This window comes from Ensifer sp. SSB1, from assembly GCF_016652895.1.
Taxonomy (GTDB): domain Bacteria; phylum Pseudomonadota; class Alphaproteobacteria; order Rhizobiales; family Rhizobiaceae; genus Ensifer.
In genome coordinates, this window is record NZ_JAEPRP010000088.1 from 12355 (window position 1) to 28902 (window position 16548).

Annotated in this window: 14 protein-coding genes; 5 read left to right on the top strand and 9 right to left on the bottom strand. The window is 63.1% G+C overall.

Features of this window, described 5'->3' with window-relative positions; translation table 11 throughout:
* Positions 1–53 precede the first annotated feature (53 nt).
* Positions 54–971, bottom strand: coding sequence for a sugar kinase (locus tag I8N66_RS21260; RefSeq protein WP_291157352.1), 918 nt, complete (start codon positions 969–971; stop codon positions 54–56).
* 175 nt (positions 972–1146) lie between these two features.
* Here I8N66_RS21260 and I8N66_RS21265 point away from each other — a divergent pair, with 175 nt between their 5' ends.
* On the top strand, positions 1147–2781 hold the full coding sequence (locus tag I8N66_RS21265; protein ID WP_291157354.1) for an alpha-glucosidase family protein: 1635 nt from the start codon (positions 1147–1149) through the stop codon (positions 2779–2781).
* Positions 2781–3245 carry an aminoglycoside 6'-N-acetyltransferase gene (gene aac(6'), locus I8N66_RS21270; protein ID WP_113535531.1) on the top strand — a complete coding sequence of 155 codons (465 nt, stop codon included), beginning with the start codon at positions 2781–2783 and terminating at the stop codon, positions 3243–3245. Before I8N66_RS21265 ends, aac(6') begins: the two co-directional genes overlap by 1 nt.
* 13 nt (positions 3246–3258) lie before the next feature.
* Here aac(6') and ade read toward each other — a convergent pair whose 3' ends face one another.
* On the bottom strand, positions 3259–4956 hold the full coding sequence (gene ade / locus I8N66_RS21275) for an adenine deaminase (RefSeq protein ID WP_291157357.1): 1698 nt from the start codon (positions 4954–4956) through the stop codon (positions 3259–3261).
* A gap of 129 nt (positions 4957–5085) precedes the next feature.
* On the bottom strand, positions 5086–6411 hold the full coding sequence (locus I8N66_RS21280) for an aspartate aminotransferase family protein (protein WP_113535529.1): 1326 nt from the start codon (positions 6409–6411) through the stop codon (positions 5086–5088).
* A gap of 274 nt (positions 6412–6685) precedes the next feature.
* Here I8N66_RS21280 and I8N66_RS21285 point away from each other — a divergent pair, with 274 nt between their 5' ends.
* Positions 6686–8938 carry a glycoside hydrolase family 9 protein gene (locus tag I8N66_RS21285; RefSeq protein WP_291157360.1) on the top strand — a complete coding sequence of 751 codons (2253 nt, stop codon included), beginning with the start codon at positions 6686–6688 and terminating at the stop codon, positions 8936–8938.
* Between the two features lie 60 nt (positions 8939–8998).
* Positions 8999–10087: a Gfo/Idh/MocA family oxidoreductase gene (locus I8N66_RS21290; RefSeq protein ID WP_291157369.1), complete on the top strand. Its 1089-nt coding sequence runs from the start codon at positions 8999–9001 to the stop codon at positions 10085–10087.
* Positions 10088–10118: 31 nt separating this feature from the next.
* Here I8N66_RS21290 and I8N66_RS21295 read toward each other — a convergent pair whose 3' ends face one another.
* From I8N66_RS21295 to I8N66_RS21320, 6 genes are all read right to left on the bottom strand, one after another.
* On the bottom strand, positions 10119–11153 hold the full coding sequence (locus tag I8N66_RS21295) for a Gfo/Idh/MocA family oxidoreductase (protein ID WP_291157362.1): 1035 nt from the start codon (positions 11151–11153) through the stop codon (positions 10119–10121).
* A 185-nt stretch (positions 11154–11338) separates the two neighbouring features.
* Positions 11339–11683 carry a metalloregulator ArsR/SmtB family transcription factor gene (locus tag I8N66_RS21300; protein WP_291157364.1) on the bottom strand — a complete coding sequence of 115 codons (345 nt, stop codon included), beginning with the start codon at positions 11681–11683 and terminating at the stop codon, positions 11339–11341.
* A gap of 119 nt (positions 11684–11802) precedes the next feature.
* Positions 11803–12546, bottom strand: a complete 744-nt coding sequence (locus tag I8N66_RS21305) for a HugZ family protein (RefSeq protein WP_113535524.1) — start codon at positions 12544–12546, stop codon at positions 11803–11805.
* 158 nt (positions 12547–12704) lie between these two features.
* Positions 12705–13754, bottom strand: coding sequence for a choline ABC transporter ATP-binding protein (choV, locus tag I8N66_RS21310; RefSeq protein WP_291157366.1), 1050 nt, complete (start codon positions 13752–13754; stop codon positions 12705–12707).
* Positions 13751–14596 (bottom strand): choline ABC transporter permease subunit, encoded by an 846-nt coding sequence (gene choW, locus I8N66_RS21315; RefSeq protein WP_113535522.1) that lies wholly within the window; start codon positions 14594–14596, stop codon positions 13751–13753. The genes choV and choW overlap by 4 nt, the downstream gene beginning before the upstream one ends.
* A gap of 83 nt (positions 14597–14679) precedes the next feature.
* Positions 14680–15636: a choline ABC transporter substrate-binding protein gene (locus tag I8N66_RS21320; protein WP_113535521.1), complete on the bottom strand. Its 957-nt coding sequence runs from the start codon at positions 15634–15636 to the stop codon at positions 14680–14682.
* A gap of 247 nt (positions 15637–15883) precedes the next feature.
* Between I8N66_RS21320 and I8N66_RS21325 the strand changes: the two genes are divergently transcribed.
* The gene (locus I8N66_RS21325) at positions 15884–16471 is read left to right on the top strand and encodes a thymidine kinase (RefSeq protein WP_291157371.1); all 588 of its coding nucleotides are present in this window, start codon (positions 15884–15886) and stop codon (positions 16469–16471) included.
* Positions 16472–16548: the final 77 nt, after the last annotated feature.

Here is a 16548-nt window from a genome sequence, read left to right on the forward strand (position 1 = left end):
GTTTTTCGCCCGCGTCCGTCCTACATCTAGCGGATGAAACGCGATCCTGCCGCTCAGGCGGCAGGTAGCTTTTCCCGGGCGACCAGCGCTCCGTGATGGCCAATGACACCGGCGGCGACGCTCGCCGCAAAGGCGGCTGCCTCCGCTGGCTGATCGCCTGCGACCAGCCGGGCGACGAAGGCGCCGTTGAAGCTGTCGCCGGCGCTTGTGGTGTCAACCACACGCTCGACTGGTGTCGCCGGTACGTGCTTTACCGGGGCATCGCCAAAGGCGAGCGTCACACCCTTTTCGCCATCCTTGACGACCACGTTGGTAGCGCCAAGGCCCTTGTAGCGTGCGATCGTGGCCTCGATCGAAACGTCGCCGAAATGGGTGATCTCATCGTCGAAACTGGGCATCACCAGGCTTGCGGCGCGGGCGCCGTCCGTCAGCGTGCTGCGCATGCGCTTGGCATCGTCCCAGAGCCGCGGGCGAATGTTCGGATCGAAGACCACTTGCTTGCCGGCCGCCTTGGCACGGCGCAATTCCGAAAGCAGCGTTTCCACCGCATCGGGGGAAAGGATCGCCAGCGTGATGCCCGAGAAGAGGATGAGGTCGGAGCTTTCGATCGCGCGCCGCAGATGGTCCGCATCGTCGGCTAGCAGCTTGGCGGCCGAGTGCGAGCGCCAGTAGGAGAAGCTGCGCTCGCCGTCCTTCAGATGGATCATGTAGAGGCCGGCGGAGCGGTTTTCGATGCGGCGGACGTTCGACGTGTCGATCTGCTTTTCCGCCATGAATGCCAGCATCTCGTCGGAGACCGTGTCGGTGCCGACGGCGGAGCAATAGGCGACGGTCCAGTCGGCAGGCATGAACAGCCGCGCATAGTAGGCGGCGTTGAAGGTGTCGCCGGCGTAGCCTTTGCGCAAGAGTCCGCTTTCCGCCTGCATGAGCTCGACCATGCACTCCCCGATCGCAAGCATCTTCCCGGCCAACGACTTTCCTCCTCACAAGATTTCGCCTGAGACGGGATAAGGGTCTCGGCCGCTTACGGCAAGAGATAGTTTCCGGCCGCTTTGGAGACGACCCGTGCGTGGCGGTGAATGGCGTTTACTCCGGCGCCGGGCAACGCTACACCTTTGCGCGACAGACCGTCTTCAGGGGGCTTACATGGCGTCTCGGCAGGTATCGGGTGACGATTGGTGGCGCGGCGCGGTGATCTATCAGATCTATCCGCGCTCGTTCCAGGATACCGACGACGACGGTATCGGCGACCTGAAGGGCGTCACCCGCAGGCTGGCGCATATCGCCTCTCTCGGTGTCGATGCGATCTGGCTGTCGCCGTTCTTTACCTCGCCACAGGCGGACATGGGCTACGACGTCTCCGACTATTGCGACGTCGATCCGCTGTTCGGAACGCTCGCCGATTTCGACGAGATGCTTGGCGAAGCCCACCGGCTCGGCCTCAAGGTGATCATCGACCAGGTGATCTCACACACGTCCGATCGCCACCCCTGGTTCGTCGAGAGCCGCTCCAGCCGCACGAACGGAAAAGCCGACTGGTATGTCTGGGCGGATCCGAAGCCGGATGGCACGGCGCCCAACAACTGGCTATCGATCTTCGGCGGCCCCGCCTGGGAATGGGATGGGGTGCGCAAGCAGTACTACATGCACAATTTCCTCGCCTCGCAGCCGGACCTCAACTTCCACAATCCCGATGTTCAGGATGCGGTGCTCGATGCCGCGCGCTTCTGGCTCGACCGTGGGGTCGACGGCTTCCGTCTCGACACGGTGAACTTCTACTTCCACGACAAGCACCTGCGCGACAACCCGCCGCTCGTGCCCGATCCGGATGCGACCAGTAATGATGCGCCTGATGTGAACCCCTACGGCATGCAGGACCATCTCTTCGACAAGAGCCAGCCGGAAAACATCGCCTTTCTGCAGCGCTTCCGGGCGCTGCTCGACCGCTACGAGGGCCGCATGACCGTCGGCGAGGTGGGCGACGGCGCCCGCTCGCTGAAGACCGTGGCCGCCTATACCAGCGGCGGCGACAAGCTCAACATGTGCTACACCTTCGACCTGCTCGGCCCGGACTTCACCGCGGCCCATATCCGCCGCTGCGTCGAGAATTTCCAGAAGGCCGTCACCGACGGCTGGGTCTGCTGGGCCTTCTCCAACCACGACGTGACGCGTCACGTCAGTCGCTTCGCTCAAACCGAAGCGGAGCGGGAGAGGGTGGCGCGGCTGGCGATCACTCTGCTTTCCGCCTTGCGCGGCTCGATCTGCCTCTATCAGGGCGAAGAACTGGGGCTGCCGGAGGCCGAGCTCGCTTTCGAAGATTTGCGCGATCCCTATGGCATCCGCTTCTGGCCGTCCTTCAAGGGCCGCGACGGCTGCCGCACGCCGATGATCTGGGAAGAGGCGGCAACCAATGCCGGCTTCACCGGCGGCAAGCCGTGGCTGCCGGTTCCGGCTGAACATCGTCGCCTGGCGGTGGACACCATGGCCGCGGGTGCGGATACGACCCTTAACCACTACCGGGAGACGCTCAATTTCCGCAATTCGCAGCCGGCGCTGCGCGATGGCGCGATGCGTTTCCTCGACAGCAACAGTGACCTCCTGGCCTTCGTTCGCGAAACGGATGGCGAACGCCTGCTCTTCGTCTTCAACCTTACCCGCGAGCCCCAGGCGTTTCTGCCGCCGGCTGCGGTGCAACCCCTGGAATTGCCCGGATATCCGGCGCGCCTCGAAGCCGGTAGCATCCGGCTCGCCGGACTGTCGGCCTTCTCGGGAAAACTCTGATGCGCGTTTTGTTGATGGATGGTGAAACCATCGGCCGCTGGGTCGAGATGCGTCTGGCGCTGTGGCCGGACACGCCGGAAGCCGAGCATCGCGCCGAGGTGGAATCCTGCCTTGCCGAGAACGAGCGCTATGCATCCTTCCTTTGCGAAGACGAGGCTGGCGTCGCCGCCGGTTTTGCCGAAGCTTCGATCCGCCGGGACTATGTCAATGGCTGCGAAACCTCCCCAGTCGGTTTCCTTGAGGGGATCTATGTGCTGCCCGGTTTTCGCCGTCGCGGTGTGGCGCGCGCCTTGATCACCGCGGTCGAGCGCTGGGCCACATCGCAAGGATGCCAGGAACTTGCCTCCGACACGGCGACCGACAATCTCAGGAGCCAGGGCCTGCACATGGCGCTTGGCTTCGAGGAGACGGAGCGCGTCGTCTATTTCCGCAAGGAGCTGGCGCCGGCTGCGGCCGACAACTGAGCGCTGCCTGAAGTCACCCGATCAGCATGAACTTGTCGACATCGACCAGTCCGCGATCGGAAATCTTCAGGTGCGGGATGACCGGAAGCGGCAGGAAGGCGAGCTGCAGGAAGGGTTCTTCCAGCGTCGCGCCGAGCGCGAAGGCGGCGTGGCGAAGGTGATGTAGTGTATCGCGCACGGACTCGTAGGGTTCGAGGCTCATCAGGCCCGCCACCGGAAGGGCGATTTCGCCAGTCACCTTGCCGTCCTCGACGACGACGAAGCCGCCCTTGATCTCGCCCAGCCGATTGGCGGCGATCGCCATGTCCTCGTCGTTGACCCCGACGACGCAGATGTTGTGGCTGTCGTGGCCGACGGTCGAGGCGATCGCACCCTTCTTCAGCCCGAACCCTTGCACGAAGCCGTTGGCGTGGTTGCCGTTGACGCCATGGCGTTCGATGACCGCGACCTTGATGATGTCGCGGCCGAGATCGACGCCAGTCTGGTTGCCGACGGCCGGCAGGCGGTAGCGACGGTGCTCGGTGATGATCTTGCCCGGCAGCACGCCGATGACCGAGGTGTCGCCATCGGCGACAGGGATGCCAAAGGCGCTGGCATGGATCTGGCCGGCCTTGACGCTGTCGAGCCCGACGGGAGCGACCGGATTGCGGGTGGCAAAGAGCGCGTCCGTGACGCGGCGGCCACCTGAAAACACCGTCTCGGCCTTGCAGTTTTCCAGGCTGTCGATGACCACGAGATCGGCGCGCCAGCCGGGCGCGACCAGGCCGCGGTCGCGCAAGCCGAAGGCGCGGGCGGCCGAGATCGATGCGGCGCGATAGATGGCCAGCGGCTCGACGCCAGCGGATATGGCCGTGCGGATCATGTGGTCGAGGTGACCCTGCTCGGCGATATCAAGCGGATTGCGATCATCGGTGCAGAGCGCCAGGTGCGGCGACAGCCGCTCGGTGATGATGGGCATCAGCGCATGCAGGTCCTTGGAGACAGAACCCTCGCGCACGAGGATGTGCATGCCCTTGCGGATCTTCTCCATGGCCTCTTCAGCGCTGGTGCATTCATGGTCGGTGCGGATGCCGGCTGCGAGATAGCCGTTCAGGTCCTTGCCCGAAAGCAGCGGCGCGTGGCCGTCGATATGCGCGCCCTGGAAGGCCTCGAGCTTGGCAAGGCAGACCGGATCCTTGTGCACGACGCCGGGGAAATTCATGAACTCGGCAAGGCCGATGACCTTGGGATGGTCGCGGAAGGGCAGAAGTCGCTCGATAGGCAGGTCAGCGCCCGAGGTTTCCAGATGCGTTGCCGGCACGCAGGAGGAGAGCTGGACGCGGATATCCATGATCGTCTGCTCTGCCGAATCCAGAAAGAACTGGATGCCCTCGGTGCCGAGCACGTTGGCGATCTCGTGCGGATCGCAAACGACGGTGGTGATCCCGAGCGGCAGGACGCAGCGGTCAAACTCGTGCGGCGTGACGAGCGAGGACTCGATGTGCAGGTGCGTGTCGATGAAGCCCGGCACGACGATGCGGCCGGTGAAGTCTATCTCTTCACGGCCCTCATAGCTGCCGAAGGTGCCGACGATGCGGTCACCGGAGATTGCGATGTCGGAGGCGACGAGTTCGCCGGTGACGAGGTCGAAGAAGCGTCCGCCCTTCAGGACGATATCTGCGGGCTCGCGTCCGACGCCCTGATCGATATGGCGTTCCAGCGCTTCGGACATGTGGGCTACTCCGGTTCATGCGCGTGCCCGGATGCGAATTCGGCGGGACGCAGTTTCAGTGTTGCAGATAAGAGTAACCCTTCCCCCGTTGCCGGGGAAAGGGCCCTTGGCGGTCGGCGTGCGACCGGATCAGATGTTGCTTTTGAGAACGGCGCGCAGCTTGCCGAAGAGCTCGTCGATTTCTGCCTTGCTGATGATCAGCGGCGGCGACAGCGCGATGATGTCGCCCGTCGTGCGGATCAACAGCCCACTCTCGTAGGCCTTCAGGAACGCAGAGAAGGCGCGCTTGGTCGGCTCGCCGGCGATCGGCTGCAGTTCGATCGCACCGATCAGGCCGAGATTGCGGATGTCGATGACATTGGGGCAATCCTTGAGCGAGTGCAGACCCTCTTCCCAATAAGGAGCAAGCTCGGCCGCACGCGTCAGCAGGCCTTCTTCCTTGTAGGTGTCGAGCGTGCCGAGGGCGGCGGCCGAGGCGATCGGGTTACCCGAATAGGTGTAACCGTGGAAGAACTCGATCATGTGCTCCGGACCGTTCATGAAGGCATCATGGATCTCGGAGGTGACGAAGACAGCACCCATCGGGATGACGCCGTTGGTGAGGCCCTTCGCGGTGGTGATGATGTCGGGCTTCACGTCGAAGTACTGCGCGGCAAAGGGCGTGCCGAGGCGACCGAAGCCGGTGATGACCTCATCGAAGATCAACAGGATGCCGTGCTTGGTGCAGATCTCGCGCAGTTTCTGCAGGTAGCCCTTCGGCGGGATCAGCACGCCGGTCGAGCCGGCCACAGGCTCGACGATCACGGCGGCGATGGTGGACGCGTCATGCAGCGTGACGATGCGCTCGAGTTCTGACGCGATATCGCCGCCATGTTCCGGCTCGCCGCGGGTGAAGCCATTCTGGGCCGGCAGGTGCGTGTGCGGCATGTGGTCGACACCGGTCAGAAGCGTGCCGAACATCTTGCGGTTCGAAACAATGCCGCCGACCGAGATACCGCCGAAATTGACGCCGTGATAGCCGCGCTCGCGACCGATCAGGCGGAAGCGCGAGCCGTCACCCTTGGCGCGGTGATAGGCGAGTGCCACCTTCAGCGCCGTATCCACCGATTCCGAGCCGGAGTTGGTGTAGAGAACATGGTTCATGCCCTCGGGCGCGATGTCGACCAGGCGGTTTGCCAGTTCGAAGGCCTTGGGGTGGCCGAGCTGGAAGGCCGGCGCATAGTCGAGCTCGCCCGCCTGTGCACGGATCGCCTCGGTGATCTTCGGGCGACAATGGCCGGCGTTCACGCACCACAGACCCGCCGTGCCGTCCAGTACCGTCCGGCCGTCATGGGTCGTGTAGTGCATGTCCTTGGCGCCGACGAACATCCGCGGCTCCTTCTTGAACTGCCGGTTCGCGGTGAACGGCATCCAGAAGGCGCGCAGATCGTTCGGGGTGTTGAGGCGGTTCGACATTCCAGTTCTCCTCGGTCTGTTCTTCGTCAGGCGGCGTTCGCCGCCCGCATTTTTTACCCTTTGGTCAAACTATCAGCGCCCCGGGACGCGTCAAGCCTCGGCAGGCTCACACAGAGGGCCTTCGGGGTGGCGAATTTTTGTCGCCGCGCCGGAAATTTTCTCTAGCTTAACTTGTTTGCGGCAACGCTGCGTTGCCATGCCTTGCCGGGTCCATGGCCGCCTGTGAATGGGCTTATGCGCCTGCGGCCCGGCCTGACCAATTGGGAGCTGGGACGTGTCGAGGTTCGGGATAGTACACGCGGCAATTGCTGCGCTCTTCCTGCCAGGCCCGGCAGTCGCAGCCGAGCTGATTGCCGACGGCCACTTCGAAAAGGGGCAAGACACGTTCTGGGCGAGCGACGGGCTGACCCTCGAGCGGGAGGGTGGGCGGCTCTGCGTAGAGACCCAAAGCGGGGGAGAAGTCTGGCGGCAGATCATCGGGGTCAATGGTTTGAAGCTGGTGCCCGGGCGCATCTATCGCCTGTCGCTGAGGGTCGCTGCCAAGCCGGCACGCGCGATCGCGGCAAGGGTGCAGCGGGCTGCTGATCCCTGGACTTCCGTTGCCGAGTTCACGACGGTGGGGTCGCCGGGCGGCAGCCCGTTCTCCGTCGAGTTCGAGGCGATAGAACCGGATGAAGCGCAACTCGTGTTGCCGCTCGGGGGGGCGGAAGCCGGCCGCGTCTGTCTTGACGACGTATCGCTGGTCGCGACCGGTGCTGTTTCGCAGGCGGCGAGGCGCGCGAGCGAAGGGCCTGCCATTCGCGTCAATCAGCTTGGCTACTTCACCGCCGGTCCGAAGCGCGCGACCTTCATTGCCGATACGAAGCACCCCATCGATTTCCAATTGCTCGACGCCAGGGACAAGGTCGTCGGCAAGGGCAAGACGCAACCCAGCGGTTTCGATCCGACGGCGGGCGTCGAAACGCAGGTCGCGGATTTTTCATCCTTCGCAACGGTCGGTGACGGCTATCGCCTCGTGTCCGGCGATTGGGCGAGTGATCGATTCTCGATCGGTGACGACCTCTACGATCGGCTGCGCGTCGATGCGCTCTCCTGGTTCTATCCGCAGCGAAGCGGCATCGAGATCAAGGCGTCGATCGCCGGCAAGGCCTACGCCCGGTCGGCGGGCCATGTCGGCGTTGCGCCGAACCAGGGCGACAAGGCGGTACCGTGCCTCGACAGCAAACAGGCCGCAACGCTTTACAGCGGCTGGTCCTGTTCCTATCGGCTGGACGTTTCGGGCGGTTGGTACGATGCAGGCGACCACGGCAAATATGCTGTGACCGGCGCGCTGTCCGCGGCTCAACTGCTTGCTGCCTACGAGCGTGGGCATGTCTATGCGGCGGGCTCGCCAGTGACGCGCGACGGTCTTTCGCGCATTCCTGAAAGCGGCAACGGCATGCCGGACATTCTCGACGAGGCCCGGTGGGAGCTCGAGTTCCTGCTGCGCATGATGGTTCCGGATGGCGAGCCGCTTGCCGGCATGGTGCACCACAAGGTTCACGACACCGCCTGGACCGAAGCGCCTATGCTGCCAAGCGATGATCCGCAACCGCGGGCGCTCCACCGTCCGTCGACGGCGGCAACGCTCGACGTCGCCGCCGTCACGGCCCAGGGCGCCCGGCTTTTTGCCGATCAGAATCCGACGTTCTCGGCACGATTGCTCGCCGCCGCGCGCAAGGCCTGGGTGGCGGCCAATGCCAATCCAGCGCTGCTGGCGCCAAAGTCGGACGGGCTGGCCGGTGGTGGTGACTATGACGACGACAGCACTTCGGACGAACTCTTCTGGGCGGCGACCGAGCTCTATCTGACGACCGGTGACGAAGCCTATCTCAAGGTGCTGCGGGCTTCGCCGCTTTGGACAGCGGATACGCTGTCTTCTGGCGGCGCCTTTGATTGGCGCAACGTCGCCGGCTTCGCACGGCTGCAATTGGCGCTTTTTGGCACGGGCTTGCCGGACGATGACCGTGAACTGATGCGAGACGCGGTGGTTTCGACCGCGCGGCACTTCCTGTCGCTGCAGCAGGCAGAGCCCTTCGGTGTCGTCTACCGGCCTGCGGGCCGACGCTACGACTGGGGATCGAACCAGCTGATGCTGCAGAACATCATCGTTTTGTCGGCCGCCTTCGATCTCTCCGGCGAGAAGGGGTTTCTTGATGGTGCGCGCGAGGGCATGGATTACATTCTCGGCCGCAATGCCATGGCCCTATCTTATGTCACCGGCTATGGAGCGCGCGCGCCCAGGAACCAGCACAGTCGCTGGTATGCGCACCAGCGCGATCCGCAGCTGCCTGGTCCGCCAGCGGGCTCTCTTGCCGGCGGTCCCAACTCCACCTTCGTCGATGATGTCGCACGGCAATACCTGAAGGGATGTGCGCCGCAGACCTGTTATGCCGACGACATCGAAGCCTATGGATCCAATGAAATTGCCATCAACTGGAATGCGCCGCTCGTCTATGTCGCCTCGTTCCTTGCCGACGCCCGATAGGAGAGTGAGAGCGTGACCGGAATAGCTTTCGTCGGAACCGGCTTCGTCGCCGACTACTACATGACCACGCTTGCCAATCATCCGCAGCTCCGGCTCGTCGGCGTCTGGGATCGCGATGCGGAGCGTCTCGACGCCTTTGCGCGTTACTGGAAGGTTTCTCCCTATGCCTCGCTGGATGCAGTGCTTGCCGATCCGGCTGTGTCGATCGTCGTCAACCTGACAACGCCTGAAAGCCACTACACGGTCAACCACGCTGCTCTTACTTCCGGCAAGCACGTCTATTGCGAGAAGCCGCTGGCGATGACCGTGGGGGAGGCGAGCGAACTGGTCGCGCTTGCCCGCGAACATGCGCTGGTCCTTGCAGGCGCGCCGGCCAACGGCCTCAGCGACGCGCAGGCGCTTTGCGCGAGCCTGCTTGCAGCAGGGACCATCGGCACGCCGCGGCTCGTCTATGCCGAGATGGAGGATGGCCCGGTCTTCAAGGCGAACTGGCGCACCTGGCGCAGCCGCTCGGGCGCACGCTGGCCGGGCGTGCACGAATTCGAGGTCGGCTGCACGCTCGAACATGCGGGCTATGCCGCAAGCTGGCTCGTCTCGCTCTTCGGGCCGGTCGCCGAGGTCAGTGCCATCTCGGCCCTGACCTTCCCGGACAAGGGCCCGGGAACGGAGACACTCACGCTTGGCCCTGATTTCTCGGTGGGGTGCCTGACGTTCCGCTCGGGCGTGACGGCACGTGTCACTTGTGGCCTGGCGGCGCCGCGCGACCGGTCGCTGACGATCATCGGCGACAGCGGAACGATCGTCGTTCGCGATCTCTGGGACAACCGCTCGCCCGTTCACGTGGAGGCGTTCGGTGCGAAGCGCTCGCTGATGCATCGCGGTCTTGACTGGCTGGAGTGGAAGATGGGGCGAAAGCTGCCCGTCCGGGTCTATCCCGGAAACAAGATGCGCTACCCCAAGGCATCCTCTGGGCCAACCCTTCCGGCCTTTCCGTCGCAGATCGATTTCGTGCGGGGGATCGCAGTCCAGGCCGATGCGATCGAGCGCGGCGAAACACCATTCTTCTCCGGCGCAACGGCGCGGCATCTGACCGAGGTCGTGCTTGCGCTCAACAGCGGTTGGCGGGACTATCGCCCGCTCGATCTCTAGAGACACGTCCGCGCGTATCGGGGCAAGTGGTTCAGGCTGCCGGTGCCTTGGCCCGGATCGCCTCGATGATCTTCAGCGCTTCGATGCTGCGCGATAGCGGCATCAGCGCATGTTCGCGCCGACCCTCGAGAATGGCTGCGCTGGCGGCCTCGATTTCGAATTGCAGCCCGTTGCCGGGAAACGCATGGTCGAAGCGCTTGAGACCGGGCAGAGGGATCCGCCGCGCCGCCTTGAAGAGCGTTTGCCCCGCCGATGTCATCAGCTTGCGCGCTGGCAGGCTGGTGGCGACAAACAGACGGCTTGCCTTCAGGAATGGCGCGTCGATGACGAGCGTGCCGCGCTCGCCCTCGATGACGAAGTGATTTTGGCCGTTCCGATCGAACCCACAGCTGAGGTGAGCATCAAAGTCGTCATAGGCCAGGCTGACGTCTGCCGAGACATCGACGCCGGTTGGCGCGTTTTTCCAGCTGCCGCCAAAGGAATTCGGTTGGCCGAACAGGCTCAGGCATACAGCGATCGGATAGATGCCGAGATCGAGCAGCGAACCGCCGCCCAGTGTTGGATCGAAGAAGCGGCTGTTTGCGTCGCACGGCTTGGCATAGGCAAGTTCCGCCCGGACATGTCTGATGACCCCGAGTCTGGCTTCACCGAGAAGCGCGCGCGTCTCTGCTATCGCCGGCAGGAAGCAGGTCCAAAGCGCTTCCATCGCGAAGGCGCCGCTGGCGGCAGCGGCTCCTGCAAGGGCGCGCGCGTCAGCGACCGATGCGGTCAGTGGCTTTTCGACCAGCACCGCCTTGCCGGCGGCAAGGGCCAAGGCGGCATGGTCGCGATGCATCGCATTGGGCGAGGCGACGTAGATGGCATCGATATCAGGATCGGCCGCCAGGGCCCGGATATCGTGATAGCTGCGGATGCCGCCGTAGCGCGCGGCGAAAGCCTGGGCGTTCTCGGCACTGCGGGAGGAAACGGCGGCAAGCATCGCATTTCCGGCGAACCGGAAATCCGATGCGAAGCTGTTTGCGATTGTGCCGGTTCCGGCGATGCCCCAACGGACCCTGTCGCGCATTCCCTAGTGTCCGCTGTTCAGGCTGATCTGTCGCGGCGCATCGTGCCGCGGAAGTCTCAAGGCCCGGTAAACGGCAGGGGAGGCTGGCGGCCTCGCGGGCTTGTCGCGATATCCTGGAAAAGAATAAGCCCCGCGCGATTTCTCGTGTGGGGCTGTTCGAACGGGTCCGCAGAACGGACCGGATATCAGGCCGATTTGCGGACCGGAGTCTTTTCTGCGGTGACGTTCTGTTCGTCGCCGTAGATTTCGTTGAGCGTGCCTAGAATCCGCATGACTGCGTCGGATGAGCTCGAATAGTAGATCGTCTGCGCATCGCGGCGGGTGCTGACGAGATTCTGGGCACGGAGCTTCGAAAGATGCTGGGAGAGAGCCGACTGGCTCAGCCCAACCTTGTTGGCCAATGCGCCGACTGCCATCTCTTCCTTGACGAGGGAATCGAGGATGAGAAGGCGCTTAGGGTTTGCCATGGCCGAGAGGAAACCGGCTGCTACCTCGGCTTCATCGTGTTTTTCAGGCGAAAGTGGCTGCATTGCGTGCTCCATGCGAAAATTACATCACACGTAGTTATGGTTGACGAAGCACGATAATTAGTCGTGATGCATAAAAGGGCAACCACCCACTGCAAGAAATGGGGGTAGTTCTCCCGCGATTAACCGTTAAGTTCACGCAAAATTGCCCGTAAATTGGAACTGTCTTCGATCCGCGCAGGAAATTCAAGGCGTTTCAGTCGATCTCCATCGGCAAGATCAAGACCGGCTGTGTCGATGCCGACGATCTTCCAGTTGCCTTCCGGCGCGTTGCAGAGCTTTACGGCATAGTTCTGCACGGCGTCTGAGTGATCGGAGTTCATGTGTTCGATCGCGCTCGCCTCCATGGCTGCCAGCGATTCGATGGCGGGCGAGTCGATCACCAGATCTTCGGCCGTCAGCACATAGGCACGGCCGAAGCCGCCGTTGAGACTGGCGCGCAAAGGCGTCAGCCGGAAGAAACCGAAATCGGGAAAATCCACATAGAGCTTCGATTTCGGGTGACGACGGACGAACCGCTCGCGGATACGCGCATGGGCTTCGCTATCGCGGGCAACCTGTTCGGCCGTGCACTGCACCGTGAGGCGGGGATGGGCGAGCGGATCGCCCTTGCCGGGCTCGCCGGTGAGCAGCGAGGCGCGATTGTCGGCAAGCAGTGCCTGGGTGTGAGTCGAAAGCCTGGAAATCAGGATGACGGGAACGCCGTCGACGTCCAAGCCGACGAGAACGCGGCTGACGAATGGAAAGCCGCCGCTCTCCGGCTCGATCGCGGCGAGCGAAGCGCTGCGTGCGCCCCTCAGAAGCGTGCGGGCGAGAGTGCGAGCCTCGTCGTCGGTGTCGCGCAATACGTTCGGCTTGTCGCTCATGTCTTTGAACCTTTCCTGCCATGCCATCACGACCGACAGCGCCTTTGAACGATTGCTGCCTTGGGTCCTCAACTCGGCGAGGATTCAAGGGAACCATGCAGCAACGAAAAAGCCCGGAGCGGTCCTCCGGGCTTTTATTGGCTTGCTGAGCGATTTCGTCAACTTTTGTTGCGGTGCCGCGTCAATCCCTGAACGATATCCTGGGCATCGATAGTGCCGACGACCGAACCGTTATCGACGACGCCGATGCTGCCCGGCTGGCGGGACATGGCGTCGAGAATGTTGACGAGCGGTGTCGTCGGCTTGGCGGTGGCCGTGACGCCAGCAACCGTCGCGCCGCGTTGGACGCCGGTCTGCATCACGTCCTTGGCCGTCAGCATGGTGATCGGGTTCATGTGCTGAACGAAATCCGCGACATACTGGTTTGCCGGATTCTTGACGATATCCTGCGGCGTGCCGCATTGGATGATGCGTCCGCCTTCCATGATGGCGATGCGGTTGCCGATGCGGAACGCCTCGTCGAGATCGTGGCTGACGAAGATGATCGTCTTCTTCAGCCGCCGCTGGAACTCAAGCAGTTCGTCCTGCAATCGGGTGCGGATCAAGGGGTCGAGTGCCGAGAACGGCTCGTCCATCAGAAGGATCGGTGCGCCGGTGGCAAAGGCACGGGCGAGGCCGACGCGCTGCTGCATGCCGCCCGAAAGCTCGTTGACCTTGCGGCCCGCCCATTTCGTCAGGTTGACGAGGTCGAGCTGTTCACCGACGCGCGCCTTGCGCTCGGCTTCCGGCATGCCGGCAAGTTCAAGGCCGAAGCCGACATTATCGGCCACGGTCCGCCAGGGAAGCAGCGCGAACTGCTGGAACACCATCGAGACCGTGTGCATGCGGAAGTCGCGCAGCGATTTCGCATTGGTCCGATAGGGGTTGAGCGGTCCGTTCGACGTCTTTACCTCGACGTCGCCACGTACCACGGGGGCGAGGCCGTTGACGGCGCGAAGCAGGGTCGACTTGCCGGAGCCCGAAAGCCCCATCAGCACGAGGATCTCGCCTTCGGTGATTTCGAGCGACGCACCGGCGACGCCGAGCACGAGGCCGGTTGCGGCGCCGATCTCGTCGCGGGTCTTGCCCTGGTCGACCATCTGCAGGGCGACCTGCGGATTGTTGCCGAAGATGATGTCGACATTCTTGAAAACGACGGCGGTGGTCATGCGCCTTCTCCTTCGTCGGACGAGCGGAAAAGGCGGTCCAGAATGATCGCCAGGATGACGATGCAGAGGCCGGCTTCAAAGCCCTTGGCGACGTTCACCGAGTTCAGGGCTCTCAAAACCGGGACGCCGAGGCCGTTGGCGCCGACGAGCGCGGCGATGACCACCATCGACAGCGACAGCATGATCGTCTGGGTGAGGCCGGCCATGATCTGCGGCATGGCGAAGGGCAGCTCTACCTTGCGCAGCACCTGGCCGGGCGTGGCGCCGAAGGCCTGGGCGGCTTCCACCAGCGACGGCGGCGTCGAGATGATGCCGAGGCGGGTGAGCCGGATCGGCGCCGGGATTGCGAAGATAACCGTGGCGATCAGGCCCGGAACCATGCCGAGGCCGAACAGGATCAGCGCCGGGATGAGATAGACGAAGGTCGGGATCGTCTGCATCAGGTCGAGGATCGGCCGCATAATGGCATAGACCCAGGCGCGACGGGCGGCGGCGATGCCGAGCGGGACGCCGACGGCCATGCTGACGAAGCTGGCGGCGAGCACCAGGGCCAGCGTTTCCGTCGTTTCCTTCCAGTAGCCCTGGTTGATGATCAGGAGCAGGCCAAGGCCGGTAAACAGCGTTACGCCGATCGAGCGGCGGAACCACCAGGCAGCCGCCGTGATGACGGCGACGACGATCAGCGGGTGCGGGGTCTGGAGGATCCAGAGCAGCACGGCGACAACGCCGGAGAGGAAGCGAGCGAGCTGGTCGAAGAACAGCTCGAAGTTCGTCGTCAGCCAGTCGACGAACGCCTTGGCCCAGCCGCCGATGGGGATGCGGTTATCGGTCAGATATTCCACGAAGGTAAATCCGTCTCGTCAGGTCAAAAAGGAGCGCATGACGCGGTGAAAAAAGGCGGGGTTTTTCCCCGCCTTGATGCCGATCAGAGGCCGAGGGCGGCCTTGACCGCGGCTAGGCCATCGCCACCATCCTTGGCGGTTACACCGGCAAGCCACGGGTCGACGACGGTTGGATTGGCCTTCAGCCATTCTTCGGCAGCCTTGTCCGGCTCCTTGCCATCGTTCAGGATCTTGCCCATGATTTCGTTTTCCATCTGGAGCGAGAACTTCAGATTGGTGAGCAGCTTGCCGACGTTCGGGCACTCGGTGGTGTAGCCGGCGCGAACGTTGGTGAAGACTTCCGCGCCGCCGAAGTTGGCGCCGAAGATGTCGTCGCCGCCCGAAAGATAGGTCAGCTTGAAGTTGGCGTTCATCGGATGCGGTTCCCATCCGAGGAAGACGATCGGCGAACCATCCTTTTCGGCGCGGGCGACCTGCGCCAGCATGCCCTGCTCGGACGATTCGACCACCTCGAAGCCCTTGAGGCTAAACGTGTCCTTGTCGACCATGTCGATGATCAGACGGTTGCCGTCATTGCCCGGCTCGATCCCATAGATCTTGCTGTCGAGTTCGGTCTTCTTGGCGGCGATATCCTTGAAGTCCTTGATGCCAAGCTCGGCGCCCTTGGCATTGGTCGCCAGCGTGTACTTAGCACCGACCAGGTTCGGGCCGAAGGATTCGACCGACTTGTCGTCGAGATAGGGGCGAACGTCGTTTTCCTGGGTCGGCATCCAGTTGCCGAGGAAGACGTCGATGTCCTTGTTCTTGAGCGACGTGTAGGTGACCGGAACCGAGAGAACCTTGATGTCCGTCTCGTAGCCGAGGCCCTTGAGAACGGTGGAGACGGTCGCGGTGGTTGCAGTGATATCCGTCCATCCGACGTCGGAGAATCGGACGGTACCACAGCTTTCCGGCTCGGCAGCTGCAGCCTGCTGAGCGGTGAGGGCGACGACCGAAACGGCGCCTGCCAGCATCAGTTTGAGAGAGAGTCGTTTTTTCATCGTTGTCGTTCCCCTACCTCTATTATTGTTTTAGCCAAACACCATTGGATAGCGAATTCAAGCGCTTTGATGTCGAAGGAAGTGTATTGCGTCAATATGCTAACGGGGTGCACGATGCGACGCTGAATGTCGCAATGTCCACGAAATGGTCTAGTCCGGCGAAAAACTGTGGGTGCTGCAAACACGCTCTGGCCTTCCGGGACAAGCCTCGTCATTACCCGGAAGACGGAAACCGGACGCGGTGAAGATGGCCAAACTCTATTTCAGGTATGCGACGATGAATGCGGGCAAGAGCACGATGCTGTTGCAGGCCTCCTACAACTATCAGGAGCGCGGCATGCGTGTGGTGATGCTGATCGCCGCGCATGACGATCGGGGAGGGGTTGGACGCATCTCCTCGCGCATCGGTCTTGGCGCGGATGCCATCCCCTTTCACGGCGACGACGATCTCTTCACGCTGATCGAGACGCTCCATGGCGATGGCAAGGGCGAGATCGCCTGCGTCTTCGTCGACGAGGCGCAGTTCCTCAACGAGACGCAGGTCTGGCAGCTCGCCCGCGTCGCCGACCGGATCGGCATTCCCGTCATGGCTTATGGTCTACGCACAGATTTCCAGGGCAAGCTGTTTCCGGGCTCGATGGCGCTGCTTGCGCTCGCCGACGAATTGCGCGAGGTGCGTACCATCTGCCATTGCGGCCGCAAGGCGACCATGGTGGTGCGCCTCGATGGCCAAGGCAAGGTTGTGCGCGAGGGTGCCCAGGTCGAAGTCGGCGGCAACGAGAAATATGTCTCCTATTGCCGACGCCACTGGGAAGACACGATGCGCTGCGAATAGTGCGGCGTCCTGGCGCTTGAAACTGCCGTATTCGCGATGCCATTCTGGCCTGATCTACCCTTCGAGAGGTCTTCCGA